The sequence below is a fragment of the Streptomyces sp. ICC1 genome (genome assembly GCF_003287935.1).
Taxonomy (GTDB): domain Bacteria; phylum Actinomycetota; class Actinomycetes; order Streptomycetales; family Streptomycetaceae; genus Streptomyces; species Streptomyces tritrimontium.
In genome coordinates, this window is record NZ_CP030287.1 from 6,871,679 (window position 1) to 6,887,927 (window position 16,249).

Annotated in this window: 18 protein-coding genes; 17 read left to right on the plus strand and 1 reads right to left on the minus strand. The window is 70.2% G+C overall.

Annotation, left to right across the window (positions count from 1 at the left end; genetic code table 11):
* Nucleotides 1–137 precede the first annotated feature (137 nt).
* On the minus strand, nucleotides 138–2,666 hold the full coding sequence (locus tag DRB96_RS32145) for a DEAD/DEAH box helicase (RefSeq protein ID WP_112451618.1): 2,529 nt from the start codon (nucleotides 2,664–2,666) through the stop codon (nucleotides 138–140).
* A gap of 713 nt (nucleotides 2,667–3,379) precedes the next feature.
* Here DRB96_RS32145 and DRB96_RS32150 point away from each other — a divergent pair.
* The 17 genes from DRB96_RS32150 (at nucleotide 3,380) to DRB96_RS45255 (ending at nucleotide 16,245) form a co-directional block, all read left to right on the plus strand.
* Complete coding sequence (locus DRB96_RS32150; protein WP_162689111.1) at nucleotides 3,380–3,577, plus strand: serine protease inhibitor; 198 nt, start codon at nucleotides 3,380–3,382, stop codon at nucleotides 3,575–3,577.
* A gap of 266 nt (nucleotides 3,578–3,843) precedes the next feature.
* Complete coding sequence (locus tag DRB96_RS32155) at nucleotides 3,844–4,464, plus strand: DUF3631 domain-containing protein (RefSeq protein WP_112451620.1); 621 nt, start codon at nucleotides 3,844–3,846, stop codon at nucleotides 4,462–4,464.
* Nucleotides 4,449–4,961 carry a GNAT family N-acetyltransferase gene (locus DRB96_RS32160; protein WP_239516419.1) on the plus strand — a complete coding sequence of 171 codons (513 nt, stop codon included), beginning with the start codon at nucleotides 4,449–4,451 and terminating at the stop codon, nucleotides 4,959–4,961. The genes DRB96_RS32155 and DRB96_RS32160 overlap by 16 nt, the downstream gene beginning before the upstream one ends.
* Entirely contained in the window at nucleotides 4,958–5,653 is a 696-nt protein-coding gene (locus tag DRB96_RS32165; RefSeq protein WP_112451621.1) for a hypothetical protein, read from the plus strand. The genes DRB96_RS32160 and DRB96_RS32165 overlap by 4 nt, the downstream gene beginning before the upstream one ends.
* A 30-nt stretch (nucleotides 5,654–5,683) precedes the next feature.
* Nucleotides 5,684–6,394, plus strand: a complete 711-nt coding sequence (locus tag DRB96_RS32170; protein WP_112451622.1) for a hypothetical protein — start codon at nucleotides 5,684–5,686, stop codon at nucleotides 6,392–6,394.
* 148 nt (nucleotides 6,395–6,542) lie between these two features.
* On the plus strand, nucleotides 6,543–6,995 hold the full coding sequence (locus DRB96_RS32175; protein WP_112451623.1) for a hypothetical protein: 453 nt from the start codon (nucleotides 6,543–6,545) through the stop codon (nucleotides 6,993–6,995).
* Nucleotides 6,992–7,444: a hypothetical protein gene (locus DRB96_RS32180; RefSeq protein WP_112451624.1), complete on the plus strand. Its 453-nt coding sequence runs from the start codon at nucleotides 6,992–6,994 to the stop codon at nucleotides 7,442–7,444. Before DRB96_RS32175 ends, DRB96_RS32180 begins: the two co-directional genes overlap by 4 nt.
* Nucleotides 7,445–7,852, plus strand: coding sequence for a hypothetical protein (locus tag DRB96_RS32185; RefSeq protein ID WP_112451625.1), 408 nt, complete (start codon nucleotides 7,445–7,447; stop codon nucleotides 7,850–7,852). It abuts the gene before it with no gap.
* 33 nt (nucleotides 7,853–7,885) lie between these two features.
* Nucleotides 7,886–8,755, plus strand: a complete 870-nt coding sequence (locus DRB96_RS32190) for a winged helix-turn-helix transcriptional regulator (protein WP_112451626.1) — start codon at nucleotides 7,886–7,888, stop codon at nucleotides 8,753–8,755.
* Nucleotides 8,752–9,267, plus strand: a complete 516-nt coding sequence (locus tag DRB96_RS32195) for a hypothetical protein (protein WP_112451627.1) — start codon at nucleotides 8,752–8,754, stop codon at nucleotides 9,265–9,267. The genes DRB96_RS32190 and DRB96_RS32195 overlap by 4 nt, the downstream gene beginning before the upstream one ends.
* The gene (locus DRB96_RS32200) at nucleotides 9,264–9,779 is read left to right on the plus strand and encodes a hypothetical protein (RefSeq protein WP_112451628.1); all 516 of its coding nucleotides are present in this window, start codon (nucleotides 9,264–9,266) and stop codon (nucleotides 9,777–9,779) included. The genes DRB96_RS32195 and DRB96_RS32200 overlap by 4 nt, the downstream gene beginning before the upstream one ends.
* A gap of 8 nt (nucleotides 9,780–9,787) precedes the next feature.
* Complete coding sequence (locus DRB96_RS32205; protein WP_112451629.1) at nucleotides 9,788–11,050, plus strand: MFS transporter; 1,263 nt, start codon at nucleotides 9,788–9,790, stop codon at nucleotides 11,048–11,050.
* Between the two features lie 35 nt (nucleotides 11,051–11,085).
* Complete coding sequence (locus tag DRB96_RS32210) at nucleotides 11,086–11,502, plus strand: hypothetical protein (protein WP_112451630.1); 417 nt, start codon at nucleotides 11,086–11,088, stop codon at nucleotides 11,500–11,502.
* Between the two features lie 56 nt (nucleotides 11,503–11,558).
* The gene (locus tag DRB96_RS32215; RefSeq protein WP_204357864.1) at nucleotides 11,559–12,836 is read left to right on the plus strand and encodes an ATP-grasp domain-containing protein; all 1,278 of its coding nucleotides are present in this window, start codon (nucleotides 11,559–11,561) and stop codon (nucleotides 12,834–12,836) included.
* A complete protein-coding gene (locus DRB96_RS32220; protein ID WP_112451631.1) occupies nucleotides 12,833–13,708 on the plus strand; it encodes a DUF317 domain-containing protein in 876 nt (291 codons plus the stop codon). Before DRB96_RS32215 ends, DRB96_RS32220 begins: the two co-directional genes overlap by 4 nt.
* A gap of 15 nt (nucleotides 13,709–13,723) precedes the next feature.
* Nucleotides 13,724–14,560, plus strand: a complete 837-nt coding sequence (locus tag DRB96_RS32225; protein WP_112451632.1) for a hypothetical protein — start codon at nucleotides 13,724–13,726, stop codon at nucleotides 14,558–14,560.
* Between the two features lie 56 nt (nucleotides 14,561–14,616).
* On the plus strand, nucleotides 14,617–16,245 hold the full coding sequence (locus DRB96_RS45255; RefSeq protein WP_112451633.1) for a SpaA isopeptide-forming pilin-related protein: 1,629 nt from the start codon (nucleotides 14,617–14,619) through the stop codon (nucleotides 16,243–16,245).
* The last annotated feature ends 4 nt before the right edge of the window (nucleotides 16,246–16,249 follow it).

Genomic DNA, 16,249 nt, shown 5'->3' on the forward strand with positions numbered 1-16,249 from the left:
GGTATGTCCCGGTCTGGACCGGGCTGCTGGCGATAGACGCCCTTGAGGGAGCTGTAGCGAGCTGTTCAATCTCTGGCACGGGCGCTGCCCGAGCAGGTAGCCGACGGCGAATGCGGCGTCCGAGCTGGCGACGCCCATCACGCCCACCTCATGCCGACTTTGGAGAGCTGCTCCGTCCGCTGGGGCGTGAGGGTGGAGGCTCGGGTGCGTTGGTTGGCGATCCACGCACCGAGCCTGAGTTCGACGTCCCGCTGTGCCTGGTCCTGGCTGTCGCCACCGATGGTGATCGTCTCGATGTGCTTGCGGGGCACAGTCAGGTGCCCCTCGCGGGCGAAGAACTGGGTCGCAGCGTCATAGTGCAGCTCCCACTTGTCCGCCTGGCTGGTGCGGGGCTTCGGCTTCTCGTCCTCGCCGGCAGGTGCGATCCCGAGGACGTGTTGGCACATCCACTGCTGCACACTGGTGAGTTGGTCCCATCCGTGTCGGACGGAGGTGACCCACCGGCCGAGGTCCTCGCCCTGGCACATGGTCTCGCCCGCAGCGGTGGGCAGGTCCTGGCCGGTGCCGAGATGGCGGCGGACGAGGTGGAAGCAGCGCTGCCAGGCCACCGGCCAAACGGGGCACCATGCGGGGTCGATCGCCTCCAGCTGCTCGCGGCGTTCCTGCGTCATCGTCCAGGCCGATGAGTGGACTGGCAGTCCCTGGGTGCGCCGCTGCTCGATCTCCGTGGCCTTGCGGGCCGCGGCTCGCGCGTTCTTCAGCCAGATTCCCACCGCCGCGCCTTGGTAGGTGGCGTCCACCGGCGCCAAGAGGTGTCCGTGTTCGGCGGCCCAGCCATGTGCGGCGGACAGGCCTTCTTCCCAGTTGACGTCGTAGTGGGACCAGATCATGCCGAGTTTCTCCAGCTGCCGGGCGCGTTCCTGGCTCATGCCGCCGCGGTTGTAGAGGCGCCTAGCGTCGGCGATCCACTGTCCGAGGGGGAAGGCGGCGAGGGTGGCTGGCCAGCGGGATGTCGCCGTGGCCTCTACGGCGGGGACGCGAAAGGTGGACGGGACGCGGAGGTCGCCCTGGGTGCGGGCGTAAATGACGGCGGCCTCGATCCCGCGTCGCCAGTGTTCGTGTTCGGGGTTGAGGACACGCAGGTTGATGAACGCGGAGAGCGCGGCTGGGTCGCGGGGCGTGGAGAACTTGAGCAGGGCCTTGGCGGGCGCGCTGACGTCTCTGGAGCCGTCCCTGCTTCCATTGCTGTTCATGGCGCTGTTCGTGGTGCTGGGCTTATAGCGGCTCGGCGCCTGTGGTTCGGCGAGGGTTTCCACGATCCGGGCGTCGTGGGCCCGGAGTGCTGCCAGGAGCTTGGCGAGTCCGCCGTACGCTCGGCTGGTGAGCATGTTGTCTGGCGTCTCGCCGGGTCCGAGGAGGACCGGCACGACGAGGGAAGCCACCTTCCCTTCGTCGGGCTGCATGCGCAGGGCGCGGCCGACGGCTTGAACGAGGTCGGGCATGGAGCCGCGGACGTCGGCCCAGTAGACGGAGTCGCAGGTGCGGGTGTCGACGCCTTCACCGAGCACCTTCACGGAGGACAGGTAGGCCTTCTCCACGGTGGTGCCATCCGTGGCGATGCTGTCGGCGAATTCGGCGAGGACACGGCGCCGATGGAGCGGCCTGTGTTCCCCGCACAGCCAGTCCGCCCAGATGGTGGCCGGGTAGAGCTCAGGGTCCACGTTGTTCAGCTGCGCGGTGACGTCGGGGAGGCCGACCGCGAAGGCCTCGGCTTCTTTGACAACGTGGTGGAAGACGAGCGTCCTGCGGAAGTCTTCCACCGAGGACGCTTTCACCAGCGAGGTCTGCAGAGCGGCGATCCGGGCCCCCCGGACCTCCTCGGAGCGGGCCTCGGTGCCCAGGAGCTGCGCGGCTTGGAGTTGGGGATCGGTGATGTCGACGCAGACAACTTGGTAGGGGGCACAGATTCCCCTGTCGATGGCTTCTGAGAGTGTCAGGGTGTAGCAGCGGCTGCCGAAGGTGCCGTGGGGAGTGTCGTCCATGCTCGCGACCAGCTCGCCGGGGACTCGGGCTCCGTTGTTTCCCAATTGCCACAGCCTTGGTGTGGCTGTCATATACAGGCGTCGGAGCGCCGGGATGCGTGTGTTGTCGTGGATGACCGCCCAGGGTTTCCCGATCCGGCCTGACGTTCGGTGAGCCTCGTCGACCACGATGAGGTCCCATGCCGGAAGGCCAGCGCTGTGTGCCTTTTCCAGCGTGCCCAGGCCGAGAGAGGCGTAGGTGGCGTAGACGGTGACCTCGTTCAGGCCCCGGGTCCATTCGACGAGCTCGTCCGCGTCCGTGGTGTTGGGGAAGGGCGCCTCTTCACCGCGGAGCGAGGACACGCCGATCGCCGGGCTCTGGCGGCCGCCGTCGCGCCATGCTGCCTCGGTCTGGGCGAGCAGGTCCAGCGAGGGCACCAGGACCAGCACACGGTCTGCGTGGAGCTCCTGTGCACTGTGGATCGCGACGCGGGTTTTTCCGGATCCGGTCGCCATGATCACCTGCGTGCGGAGCCCTCTTTCGGGAACTGGTGATCCTGTGGGCGGCTCAAGGGCGTGCAGGACCGCATCGATGGCTTCTCGCTGGGCGGCCTCGCGCTGGTCGACGCGGTTGGTGGTCGGCATATCGGCCCTGTCCTCCTGGGCGGTCTGGTCGATTTGAGGAGGTGGGAAACGGCTGATGTGTACGGAGGTGGAACGACGGGACGGTGATCGGCCTGGGTAGCTGTTCAGGCTGGCCGGGTGAGAGCCGACAAGGAGCTGCTACCCATCCACACGCTGGGCAGATGCGTCGATCCACACGATGCGGTGAAATACTTCCTGACCAGGCCTGGAGCCAGGTCCCACTCTGCTATCCACTTCTCAACGAACCTCAAGCTGCGCCCCGGGGACGGCCGCGAGCCCTGGACGCTGGGCTAGCCCGAACCGCGGCAGGAATCGGGCCCGCGCAGGTTCGTTGAGTTCTGCGCACATTCATTGATGCGAGAGCCGCTGTCGCAGGTCAGTGGATCTGGTACGAGATGATCTTTCCAGAGTCTAGCTATGAGAAAAATTGAAGCACTCTTGTTGGAAGGCTGTTTCGACGAGGTCTCCTCAAGGCTTCGTGACCATGTTTTCCTCTTTGGCAGCCGGCCCGCGGAGCGGGCTTGGTTCTGGAAACGGAGTCATGGAAGGCCTCAGGGCGGGGGAGTGAAGCGGATCCGCCCAACAGGCCTCAGGCCCGGACCCTGTGAAACGGGGCCACCTCTGTGCGAAGCGGGAGCCCCAAGTTCCACACAGCGGTGGCCTGTAGCGTCGAGCGGAGCCGGACGAAGCGATCATCACCTTTGGAGGGGCTGATGGAGGCGAAGAGCGTGTGGCCGGAGCTGATGGGCAAGTCGGCGGAGGAGGCCGGTCGGCAGATCGGGGCGGAGTTTCCGGAGATTACGGTCCATGTGGTGCCTGAGGGCAGCATGGTGACGATGGACTTCAATGAGCAGCGGGTGAGGCTGTTCGTGAAGGACGGCAAAGTGGTCGGGGAACCCAGGCGCGGGTAGTCCTTGCTGCCAGCTTGGCCTGCGGAGCAGGCCTGGGGTCCTGGAGGCGGAGCCGGAAGGGCCCTGGGGTGGGGGAGCGGAGCGGACCCGCTCAACGGGCCGCAGGCCGGGACCCCGTGAAACGGGGTCACCTCTCGCGCGGAGCGCGGGAGGTCTGGGGCCTGCGGAGCAGGTCGGTTCTGGTCCAGTCCCGACACCTACCGCCACTCTCTGTCTCTCAACGTCAAATGTGTATAAGATCCATCCCCGAAAGGTCCCACCCGTTGATGCCCTTCCCCAACTTCCTCGACAGCTTCGCCATCAACCTCCTCGGCGCCACACCGCTTGAGGCAAACCCCCGGCACCGGGCCATCCTGGATGCCTACACCGACGTCCAGAACCTCGACCGGCGCCTGCTGACCGACATCGCCACCGCGATCGAGGCCGGCAAGGGAACCGCCCAGCAGCTGGAGGCGTGCATCGACGCCCTGGCCGAGCGCTTCATCGCTGGCTACCAGCTGTCACTTCTCCTGTCCACCGACTGCTGCTGCGCGGAGGACGCAGCCGAGGCCGAGCCCTGCGTGCCCTGCGGTCTGGAACGGGACGAGGAGTGCTGCCAGGATCCGGAACGGCCGGGCGACCTGCTCGAAGCCTGCCTCGGAGTGTTCGCCCAGCTCGGCGACCCGTATGCCGTGGCCTCCGCCGACCTCGTCGATGCTCTTCGAGACCTGCCGGGCATCGCCGGGAAGCACTGGCGATACAGCGATCTCACCCAGGCCCGGCTCGCCGAGCTCCTGGCCCCGCACGGCCTGCGGACCCGCGACATCACCCTGCCGGACGGCCGGCGCCGCAAGTCCTACCAGCTCGACGCCCTCTTCACCTCCATGGGCGTGTGCACCAGCTGCTGAACACCACCACGGCCACCCGCATTCGGACGGCGACCATCGCGGACTGGCCGCTCATCGAGACGTTCCACCGCAGCTGCTCAGCGCAGGCCCTGTACCGCCGCTGGGGCCGAGCCCAGATCACCCGCCGCGACATCGAGCGGTTGCTGCACCACTCCAGCTGTTGGATCGCTCTGCTTGCCGCCGACAAGGTGGTCGCCCTCGGCTCGGCCGGACCCCTCAGCCGACAACCCGGAGTCTTCGACCTCGGCCTGCAAGTCGCCGACGCCTACCAGCGCCGCGGCATCGGTCTCGCCGTCGCCCGGCACGCCGTCACCCACGCCCGTTCCCAAGGCGCGCACACCCTCTCCGTGTACACCGAGGCGTCGAACCTGCCGATGCTCGGCCTGGTCCGGCACCTCGGCCACTCCACCGAGATCCGAGAGGGCACGCGCCTCGACGTCCGCGTGCCGCTGTCCGCCACCGACTCGACGGCTTCCCGGCTCACTCGAAGGAGGTGATCTCCCTGCCGTCCAACACGCCGCAGGCGAAGGCCCTGACCAACCTTGACCACCGCGTCGAGCTGGCCACCGGTCATACCGTCGACCTGCTGTGGACCTACCACGACCGCGGCCTGCTCGACGAGCCGCTTGGCCGTCTCGCCGAAGCCCACCGCTCCCTCTCCGATGCCGAGCGAGGCGTCACCTTCTACCGGGTCCTGCTCCAGCGCCTCGCCTCGGGCGAACTGCCCTTTGATCAAGCTCTCTTCAGCCGCATTGACCGGACCGTCGTCCAGCTCAAGGAGGCCACCGCGGTACGTGATGCCCGCCAGGAACAGATGGTCGCCGTGCTGGAGCCGCTGGAGTCCGCCCATACGACGGCCTCCGCGACGACAGGTGCGGACCTGATCGCCCACGAGTTCGCCGCGCTCCTCGCCATCAGCCAGGGCGCCAAACTCCATCAGCACCTGCAGACCGGCCGCATGTCCGTCGTGACGGCCTCCGGAGCACGGATCGCCCACCCGGTCTTCCAACGGCTCGAAAAGGCCCGACTGGTGGTACGCGACACCTCCCATCCCCTCCACGCCGGACAGCCCGTCTCGCTCACGGAGATCGGCCGCACGACTGTGACCGGCACCGCCCGTCCTTCGGCTCCGTCCGTGCCCGCGCCCCGTGCGGGGGCCTGGCCGGCGCCTTCGGCCCGGTCCCGCTGACCTGCCCCCCCGCCTCACGAAATGAGTTGAATGCCGCAGTCCGACCGCCGGCCCGACTTCCGCCTCGACGGCTTCGAGCCCGCCAATGACACGGTGGAGCAGGACTTCGAGGATCACATCGACTCCGAGCACGAGTCCATGACCACACTCGCCTCCCATCACAGCCCCGACGGCCGAGCAAGCTTCTACGTGATCCACAACGGTGCTGTCACCTGGGGAATCCCCGGCGAACCGCAGCTCATCGCGCTGCGCATCGAACGAGACATAACAGCCAAGTCGTTCAGCTTCGAGCACGCCACGCTGCCGCTTCCGGCGATGGCCCAGTCCTGGCTCATCAAGCGCGGCTGCCCGGCCGAGGCCATCGCCCTGCCCCCGGGGATGGGCACCCAGCCCGCCGACGCGGCCACCGTGGCCCTGCAACAGCGGGTCGCGACAGACGGCGACCGCTTCGCCCTGCTCGGCAGCTACACCGGCGACATCTCGACCGGCCCCGAGGTCACCGTGGTCCTGCGTGCGCTGGACGAGAGGGTGGAGAAGCCCTTCCGGGTCCTGCTGGAGCAAGCCGACCTCGACGCCTACACCCACACGCTGCGCGAGGGCGCCTTTGAGACCTACGAAGCCGCCGTGGACTGGTTGGAGGACCGCTCCACCCCGCTTCCGCCGGCCGCGCCGTCCACCCGGACCACAAGCCCCACCGCCCCGCCGGTCGCTCCGCCGCAGGTCCGCGGCCGGGCCCGTTGAGGCTGGGCGCGCCGGAACATAGCAGCACATCCCCGGTCAGCCAAACCGGGGATTCTCCGGACCCTAGGAACTGGGCCCACCAAACCACTTCGGGCCACTTCCCACCTTTCGCCTTGTCGCCCCATGACCTCATGGAGAGGAGTCCGCCATGCCCGACGACCTCGACGACGTGCTGGCCGCCTTCACCCAGCAGATCCAAGCCCGCTTCCAGATGCCACTCCACCAACTGCGCGACGCCGTAGCGGCCGTCCCCGAGGCGAATCCCGATGCGACGACGGTGGTCCGCTGGTACGGCCACCTCGAAGAGGCCCAAGTACTGCTGTCCCGGGCCGAGGACGACCTGGTGCTCGCCCTCGACCAGGCGCCCGTCGGGGAGCTCGATGACCCGGTGATGGCCCTCGCCGACCGTGTGAACGCACTGGTCGCCGTACGGGACGGCCGCGCCATGGTCGTCCGCCACCTCCTCGACGACAACGCCCCGGGCCGGCGTACGCCGGGACCCTGGCGCGGGACCCTCCGCACGGGACCCGCCATCGAGACCACGCCCGTCGCACGTACGGCCGCAGCGCCCTCCCTCCCGGTCAGGGGAGGCATGCGATGAGCACCTCGACCAAGCCGACGAGCCAGGACGCGTACCTCGAAGAGGTCTTCGGTGCCCCCCTGGCCCATCTCTATGCCGCCGCGGCATCCGGAACGGCCACGCCAGCCGAGCAGCGCGCGCTCGAACTGCGCTCCTTCCTCGCCCTGGCCGAGGAACAGGTTGCCCACGTCCGTGACCGCGTGCACCGCTACACCGCGCCCGACGCGGACATGGGCGCACTGTCCGCCTCCGAACTGCGCTTCGACGCGCAGTGGATGGACGCGGCACTCTCCGCCCGCACCCAGTACGTCAGCGCCCTGGAGCAACTTCTTCGGAGCATGCCCCCGCCAGGCGCGCCTCGGCCGGAGAGCAGGGTGCGGTTCAACCCGCGCAAGATCACCACCACTGCCGTGCCCGGGGTGCCGCCGCTCGCGGCGGACCCCGCGGTCCACGGTGCGAGAGGCCACTGATTGCCCCACGACACCTCCCGGCTGATCGCCGAGCACATCGAAGCCCTCTACGGCCGACCACGAGCCGAACTCGAAGCGCACGCCGACTCCACCAGCCACCCGAACATGCTCTCCGCGCTCCTGTCCGCCCACGCCGCAGTCGAGTTCGCCGAACGCGACCTCGACTTCCAGCTCCAGCGCCTGCGGCAGCTAACTCACCCCGAGCGCGAGACCAGCCGGTTCACCGCCGGCCACATCCACGACTGTGCCCGGCGGATCGGTGAAGCCGTTGCCGTCCGCGACACCCAGGCCCGGCACGTCACCGCAGTGCTCCAGAGCCTGCACCGCACCCCCGCGCCGGAGACCACACCCGCCGCCCCGGCCACACCACCGGTCCCGGCCGCCATCCCGGCCTCTCGCGCCCGCTGACCCCCCTTTCACCACGTTCCAGGAGCACCCCCTTTGGCTACCACCGGCCTGCCCAAATCCATATCGTCCGACCTGTCCCGAGTCACCCAGAGCCTGCAGATGCTGGCCCCGCGATGGAACATCTGGGTGCTGCTGACCATGTCCGAGAAGCCGATGCGCTACCGGGAGATCAAGAGCGCCCTGCCCTGGCTCCCCGACGGCCAGCTCCACCCCCGGCTCGTCAGGCTCGTCGACTCAGGCCTCCTCGACCGAACCGAGTACGAATCCCAGGACGTCCTGTACGACCTGTCCGCCCGCGGCCGCGAACTGCTCCCGGTCCTCGGCGTGATCGCCGCCTGGGGCGGCAAGCACCTGGAGAAGGAAATGGTGCTGGATCCGGCGACCGGTCACCGTGTATCCAAGGCCGTGCCCCGCGCACAGGACATCGAGGACACGATCGCGCTGATCGGCCCCCGACAGGCGACCCCGATCCTGTGGGCGCTGCGCATCCGCGGCACATCCAGCGCCAAGGCCCTGGCCGCCACCGCCATGCCCGACCGGCACCTGACCAACGTCTACGCGCCGCTCAACCGCCTGGCCGAGGACTTCCTCGTCACCAAGGACAGCGAGGGCCGCGTCGAACTGACTGCCGCCGGACGGGATCTGGCCCCGGTCTACCAGGCGCTGTCCGCCTGGGCCGCCGGCGCTCCGCTGACCGAGGCCGCGAATCACCCGGTGTGGGCGCCGAAGCCCGAGGAGCCCCGGGACCGCCAGGCCATGTGGGCCACCACGCAGCCACGTACACCGGCGGTGCCGACGACCCAGCCCCGTGCGCAATGGAAGGCGGGCGAACTGTTCTTCTCCCACACCACCACCGTGATCCGCCCTGTCGGCGCGGCGGCGACTGGAGGGCGTACCCGATGAGCACCGACACCCACGAGGCCGCCCTGATACCGGCCACGGCCGCACTGTCCCACCCGGGCCTCATCCGGATCATCAGCGAGATCGACGACAACGGGCCGCTCCACCGGCATCTCCTGAGCCGGACCCTCACTGGTCTCTCCCCCTGGCAGCGGCGCCAGGCCTCCGCAGTCGGGCGCGCGCTGGGCCTGCTGAAGGCCTCCTCCGACGACGGGATCCCGAGCCTGGACCTCACCCCGGCCGGAGAAGCGCTCGCCGATGTCTACGACACCGCGGCCCGCTGGGCCCGCACCCACCACCACCCCAGCGACGTCAGCGACTTCGTCACACGGGTCCAGGCCACGCTCGCCCTGCTCGGCTCGGTCCAGCCCCGTCCCGGGCACGCACCGGAGCTGGACTACGAGTCCCTGGACGAGCCCAAGACGGCACTCACCTCGTGGATCCGCGACCACGGGGCGACCTTGGCCACGCAGCTCACCGGTGCCTCCCGCGACGAGATGGAGCTGGCCGCATGAGCACCACGCGGTACTCGGGGGCTATCGCCGATCTGGGGACCAGCGAGGTGGCGCGCGTGGTCGGCATGGACCCGAACGTCTGGGCCTTCGCGGCGATGAAGGAAGCACCCGATCATGTGCAGCACACGGTCATGGCCGTGATGGACACGGCTTTGAGCCTTGACACCGTGCAGCGGCAGCTCCTGGAGGACGCGGCTCGCGGCGTCGAAGCGCTGAACGCGACCCTCAGCGGCCGTGACATGCGTTGGGGCGGTCACCGCTGGACCGAAGGCCCCCTCGGCAACGGAGCCGCCCGTATCGAAGCGTTCGCCATCAGGCGCGGCGCCCTGTTCCGTCAGCTCGACACGCTCCTGGCCCTCTACCAGCACGCTGTAGCCGAGCCGAGCCCCCCGGCCACTGCGTCGAATGCTCTGGGCGTGACCCCCCCCGGCACAGAACCCGCCGAAGCCGCGCGCACCGCGCCGCTGAACCGTTCCTGTCCTGCTCGCCGCGGCGGGCGTCTTCTTGCGTGAAAGCGACGATGACCGATCTTGTGATCGCCGGCCCACGGCATGCCCTCCTCCCGCAGCTGTCCCTGCTGCGCCGCATTTACCTCCCGCGTACCGCTGACGCTGGGGCGTTCGCCATGACGACGTACGGCATCCCGCTGATCGTGCTGGCCACCACCCGATCCGCCACCCTCACCGGCATCGCGTTCGCGCTGGAGTGGATCCCCCGCCTCGCGGCGTTCTCCCTGGCCGGGACGATGGTCGACCGGCACGGAACCAAGCGGGTCTTCCGCATCGCCTCCGTGCTGCGCGCCCTGGTAGTCCTCGCCGCTGCCGTCATCCTGCCTACCCAGGCCGGAGGGCCGGGAGAGACGATCACGGTGATGGCGCTCGCCGCCATCACCGGCGTCGCCACCGAGTTCTCCTACATCGCGGCTGAAACCGCGGGGGCGGCGGCCAGCAAGGACGCGGGGGATCGGGCCCACCGGGTGCAGTCGGCTCTCCTGGGCATCGACCAGACCGCCACCCTCGCCGGCCCGGCCGCCGCCGGGATCCTCCTGCACTGGGCCGGCGTCACTGGCACCCTGATCACCATCGCCGCCTGTTCTCTCCTGGGCGCCGCCCTGGCCCCCTGGCACCGCGAGACCCGCCTCGTCCCCGCCGCCGCGTCCGCGCTCACCGGACTGCGTACGGGATGGACGACCCTCGTCTCGCTGCCGGCCCTCGCGTGGCTGATCGCCGGCCTCACCGTCTCCAACCTCGCCACCGGCATGCTCCAGGCCGCCGCCCCGATCATCGTCGTGCAGCACCTGGGCTACTCCAGCGCCGCCGTCGGCGTCATCTGGTCGGCCGCCGCCGCAGCCTCCCTCGTCACAGTCGCCTGCTGCCGCTACGCCATCGACCGCGTCGGCCTCTGGCCCACAGGGGCCGCCAGCGCGGTGGTCGCAGCCCTGGCCGGCCTCGCCGTCTCCCAGGCCGACACGTACCAGCAGCTCCTGGTCCTGACCGCCGTACTGATGGCTGGCGAAGGCGGCATGACCGTCGTGCTGCGCACCCTGCGCTCCCACCTCATCCCCGAACGGGTCTTCGGCGCCACCCTCAGCATCACCATCCTGATCATGCTCGCCCCGTTCCCGCTCGCCGGAATCCTCGTCGCCCTTACGCCCGCAGCGGCGCTCGGACACGTCCTGACCGGCTGCGCAGCCCTCCAGGCCATCGGCCTCCTCGCCGCGTTCTGGCGCCTGCGCCAGGAACCCGCCATGCGCCACCGCGCTCCCGCACACAAGCGGCCCTGACCTCCCCATCCCCGCTCACCCGACCAGGGAGACCCATGCCCCCGCACCCCTCGGCCAGCTCCTCACTCCACGCGGACCAAGCAGCCGCAGCAGGAAGCCTCGTACGCCTGCTCACCGACCGCTTCGACACCCTGCCCACCGCCGACACCACCGCCCTGGCACAGACCCTGCTGGCCCAAGACGGCCTCGTCACCGACATCCAGCACCTGCTCCGCGCCATATCCCACTGGTCGGGCACCACCGGCCCCGCCCTCTACGAGGGACCGCTCCCCTTCGAAGTCCAAGACGCCCTCGGACAGGCAGCAGACCAGCTGGCACCGCTGTCGGCCCTGGCCAAGGAGACGACGTTCCCCCGGTCGCCGTCCCGCAGGCAGCCACTGTCCACGACCGCGGCCCCCGTGCCCCGGAACCCGTCTGTGGTCCCAGCAGAGGGTGCCGCCCGCCGTTGCTGAACCCGTCCCGTACTCGCGAGCCACGCCCCCCGTCCGACCCGAAAGGCACTTCACCCTTGCCCCCGTCCAAGACCCCCCGCACCTCTACCAGCCGCCCCGTTGTTCTGGTCGTCGCGCCGAACGACGAGCTGTACCGCGGCTACTGCCTGCGATCCGTCGCCGCCGCCTACGACACCGTCGTCATCACCCCGGCTCCACTCACCTGGGAGAAGCCGCTCGTGGTCGACTACGAGGTCACCGACCCGTACGACATCCAGGCCCTCCTGGCAGCGGGGGAGGCCCTGGCCGCGCGCCGTCCGATCTCGGCCGTCCTCACCTGGAACGAGATGCTGCTGGTCAACACCGCGGAACTCGCGCAGCACCTCGGTGTGGCAACCGACGCGCCGGACATCCTCCACGGGTGCCGGAACAAGGCCACCAGCCGTGAACTCTTCGACCACTACCGGGTACCGTCCGCCCGGTCGCTGAAGACCGCCAACCTGCTGGAGGCTGCCCTCGCCGCCGAGTTCATCGGCTACCCCGTCGTCGTCAAACCGGCCGGGCAGGCCGGCAGCGTCGGCGTCATCCGCGTGGACCGAGCCGAAGAACTCCCCGCCGGCTTCGAGTTCGCGACCGAAGGTGCGAGCCTTTGGGGCGGCGAGTCCACCGACGTCCTGGTCGAGGAGTACCTCGACGGCGAAGAGATATCCGTCGAGTGCGTCACCCACCGCGGAGTCACCACCCCGGTCGCCGTCACCCGCAAGCAGCTCGCCTTCGCCCCCTACTTCGAAGAAGTCGGCCACACCGTGGACGCCGCCGACCCCCTGCTCCGCCGCGTCGGCCCCGTCGCCCAGGCAGCCGTCGCCGCCCTCGGACTCACCACCGGCATCCAGCACGTCGAGATGCGACTCACCAGCACGGGCCCGCGGATCATCGAAGTCAACGGCCGGATCGGCGGCGATCTGATCGGCAAGCTCGTCCTGCTCGCCACCGGCATCGACCTGCCGCGCGCTGCCGCCGACCTCGCCCTCGGCGTCCAGCCCGACCTGACCCCCACCAGGAGGCAGGCCGCGGCCGTCGCCCTCCTCTACCCCGAGGTCTCCGGCACCCTCGTCGAGCGAGGCATCGACCCGGCGTTCTTCGATGACACCGACTGGCTGGAGCAGGCCAGCTGGATCCTCTCCCCGGGCCAACAGGTCGCCCTGCCGCCGGAGGGCGACGTCGATGTCGCCCGCGTCGGGCTGTACGTCGTCACCGGCTACGACGCCGCGGAGGTCGAGGAACGTCTCGCCGAGACCGCGCGGCACGTCACTCTCACCGTGCAGCCCGCCGCCCGGACGGAAGGTGCCGCGTGACGTACACCCCGGAAGGCGACGTATACGTCTCCCCGCGCTACCTCGCGGGATCCGACTGGTGCGGCGACGCAGCCTTCGTCCCCGTGAAGCACTGGCCGGCCGTCCACCTGGAGGACGGCCCCTGTCAGATGCTGATCACCTCACCCGACCAGCGGATCCGTATCGGTTGGTACGGCGACGACTTCGACGTTTACAAGATCTCCGCCAGCGAGGACGCTTCGTCCCCGACGCGATGGGCGGCGACCTTCAACGACGTCTTCCCCGCCGAGATCGTCGCCGCCTTCACCTCCGCGCTCGAACGCGACTGGGAAGCACGTAAGGACCAAGATCCCTTCACCGAGGCCCCCTCCCCATACTGGGCAGCGCGGGTCCAGCCGCTGCTCGACGTGGGATGGAAGCACCAGCGGCTTCCGGGATCGGTCACTCTCGGCGGCGGCGGCCGCAGCAGCCGCACCTCCGGGCCCTTCGTCGAGATCACGGCCCCGGACGGCACCGCGGGCGTGTCCATCAATGTCGGCAGCGAAGCCCTCGACGACGAGACGGTCCTGCTGTGGGCCGGACCCTCCGGCTGGAACCGAGCAGAGGCCCGGTTCACCTCCAGCACGCCCGCCCACCTGATCGCGGCCACCGCGAAGGCCCTGCTCGACCCGGCACCCGTCCTGCGCTACCGCGAGCTCCTCGCCCCCGAACTCGCCGCCCTGGCGCAGCTCGCCCCGCTCGCCCCACCGAAGGCGCCAGCCCCGACCCCGCTGGATGTCCAGCGCATCCAGCGCCAGCCCCCGGTGATCACCACGCACAGCGTGCCGCGCTGGACCACCGCCACCCGGCCAGCCGCAGCCACGCCGCCCGCCGGCCGCTCAGCGCGCCGTTGACCCAAGGAACAGCCCGTGTCCCTGCACGCCAAGGAGTTCTTCGACAGGCTCGAACTCCCCTTCCCCTTCGGCACCGTCGTCGGTGACGTCTATTACGCCACCCCGACCGCCTCGCCGATCCGCCTGCGCATCGAGTTCGCCCGCACCATCAGGGACCGTGAATACGGCGGCCTGCGCCTGACACTCATCCACGCCGAGAACGGCACCCTCGACACCGTGCACCTGAGCTTCGCCGAGCACGGCACGTTCACTCGCCGCGACGCCGAACGCGGACCCGGCACCGGCCACGGGGTCATACGTGACTGGCACAAGGACGGCCCACCTCCCTGGGCCGGCGCCGACCTCACCGGGTTGCGCACGGTGATCGTGGACTTCGTCCAGGTCTCCTGGCCCGCCCTCATAACACCTGCGGGCTTCGCCGAGCGCAGCCCCTGGGCCGAGCGCTGGCACGAGGAGTTGTGGGCGACCGACACCGTCACGCTCACCCGCCTCCACGAAGCGACGGAACATGTCCTCGCCCTGGTCGACGGCGGCACCTACGACGACGTACCCATCACTGACTCCCTGCTCAATGCCCGCTACTACGTGCGGGACATGCTCGGCTTGCGTCTGGACCAGGGAATGGTCGCCGAGGCCGAGGCCGTCATCCAGCTCACGGGACGCCCACTCGGCCCCGAAACCGCCGACGCCCTCACACGCATCGCCAGCATGCCGATGGACCAGCAACGCGCCATCGCCCATGCGGCCTGGCAGCGGCATGCCGCCACACCCACCGCCCCGAGCACAAGCGCCCCTCCCGCACGCTCCGTCCCTGCCCCGGCGCCGGCCCAGACGCCAGCCCGCAGCCGCTGACTCCCGCCCCTCGGGTGACCCCACCACCATTCCCTGACCCAGGAGACCCCTTCTTCATGCGCGCCCACCGAACCGCAGCCACCGTTGCCGCGACGACTCTGGCCACCAGCACCCTGATCTGGGCCCCGACCGCCTTCGCAAACGCCCCCGAGCCGCAGCCCGGCACCGTTGAAATCACCAAGAATGACCCCGACGGAGCCCTCCTCGCCGGCGCCGAGTTCTCCCTGCTGGACACCCTCAACGGGACCAAGGCCCTGACCGGCAAGACCAACGCGGAGGGCATCCTTCGCTTCGAGGACGTCGCCCCTGGCGTCTGGCGGGTCAAGGAGACCTCCACCGGCAGCCCGATCCACGACCTCGCTCCGGACCAGGACGTCATCATCACCCCGGGCCAGGCCGTGAAGCTCACGATCATCGACCACTTCAAGCCCGCCGACCTCACGGTCACCAAAACCGACAAGACCAGCGGCAAGCCGCTCGCCGGAGCCGTCATCAACATCACCTCGGCCAGCGGCGACGGCAGGCCCGTCACCCTGACCACCGGCAAGGACGGCACTGCCAGCACCAAGCTCCCCGTCGCGGCCCGCGCCGGCACCGTCTACACCGCCACCGAGACCAAGGCACCCGAGGGCTACCAGCTGAACTCCGCTCCGGTGAAGATCACGGCCAAGCCCGGCGCCCCGGCCACCGCCGTGCACGGAGCCGGGACCCCCGGGAGCCCCACATGGCCGCGGCCGCCGTCCGCCCCGCATGGGGTTCGCTGCACCCCGACGTCCGCGCCCACGTCGAACGCCGGCTCGGCGCCCGGGTCACCCGGGCCCGATCGTGCGAGGACGGGTTCACCCCCGGTGTGGCGTCCAGACTCCTCCTGGACGACGGCCGCCGGGCCTTCCTCAAGGGAATCCACGCCGCACATCCCGCCGCCCCCCCAGTACGCGGACGAGATCGCCGTCACCACGGCCCTGCCCGCCGGCATCGGGCCGGGCGTGCGGTGGTCCGCCGCACCCGAGGAGTCGGGCGGCTGGTGGTGGCTGTGCCTGGAGGACGTAGCGGGCACCCATCCCGTCCTCGCGCCGGGGACCGCCGACACCCGGCTGGCGGTGGACGCCGTCGAGCGGGCCGCCCGGCGGCTCACCCCGTCACCCGCCGGGGGCACTCGGCCCGTCGCGCGGGTCGTCGGCCCCTGGATGACCGGCTGGTCAGCCCTGCGCACGGTCCCGTCCGCCGGCCTCGACCCCTGGGCCGGCCGCCATCTGGACCTGCTCGCGCGCATCGAGCGGGACTGGTGGCCGGCCTCCGCCGGCGACACCCTGCTCCACTGGGACCTGCACCCGGCCAACATGCTCCGCCGCCCTGCCGGCGGGCACCCCGAGCGCGCCGGCGAGGTCGTGATCATCGACTGGTCCTACCGCCTCCACGGCGCGGCCTGGATCGACACGGCGGTACTGGTCCCCCAGTTGATCCTCGGCGGACACACCCCCGATCAGGCCGAGCGGGCCCTCGCCCGGCTGCCGCGACCTGCCGACGACACGGCGTTCACCGCGTTCGCGGCGGGCCTGGCGGGACTCTGGGCAGCATCCTCGCGCCGGCCCCCGCCCGCCGGAGCCCCGTCCCTGCGCCACCACCAGGCCCGGTTGGCCGACGCATCGCTCACCTGGCTCCGCCACCGCACCGGCCTGCCCTGACCCC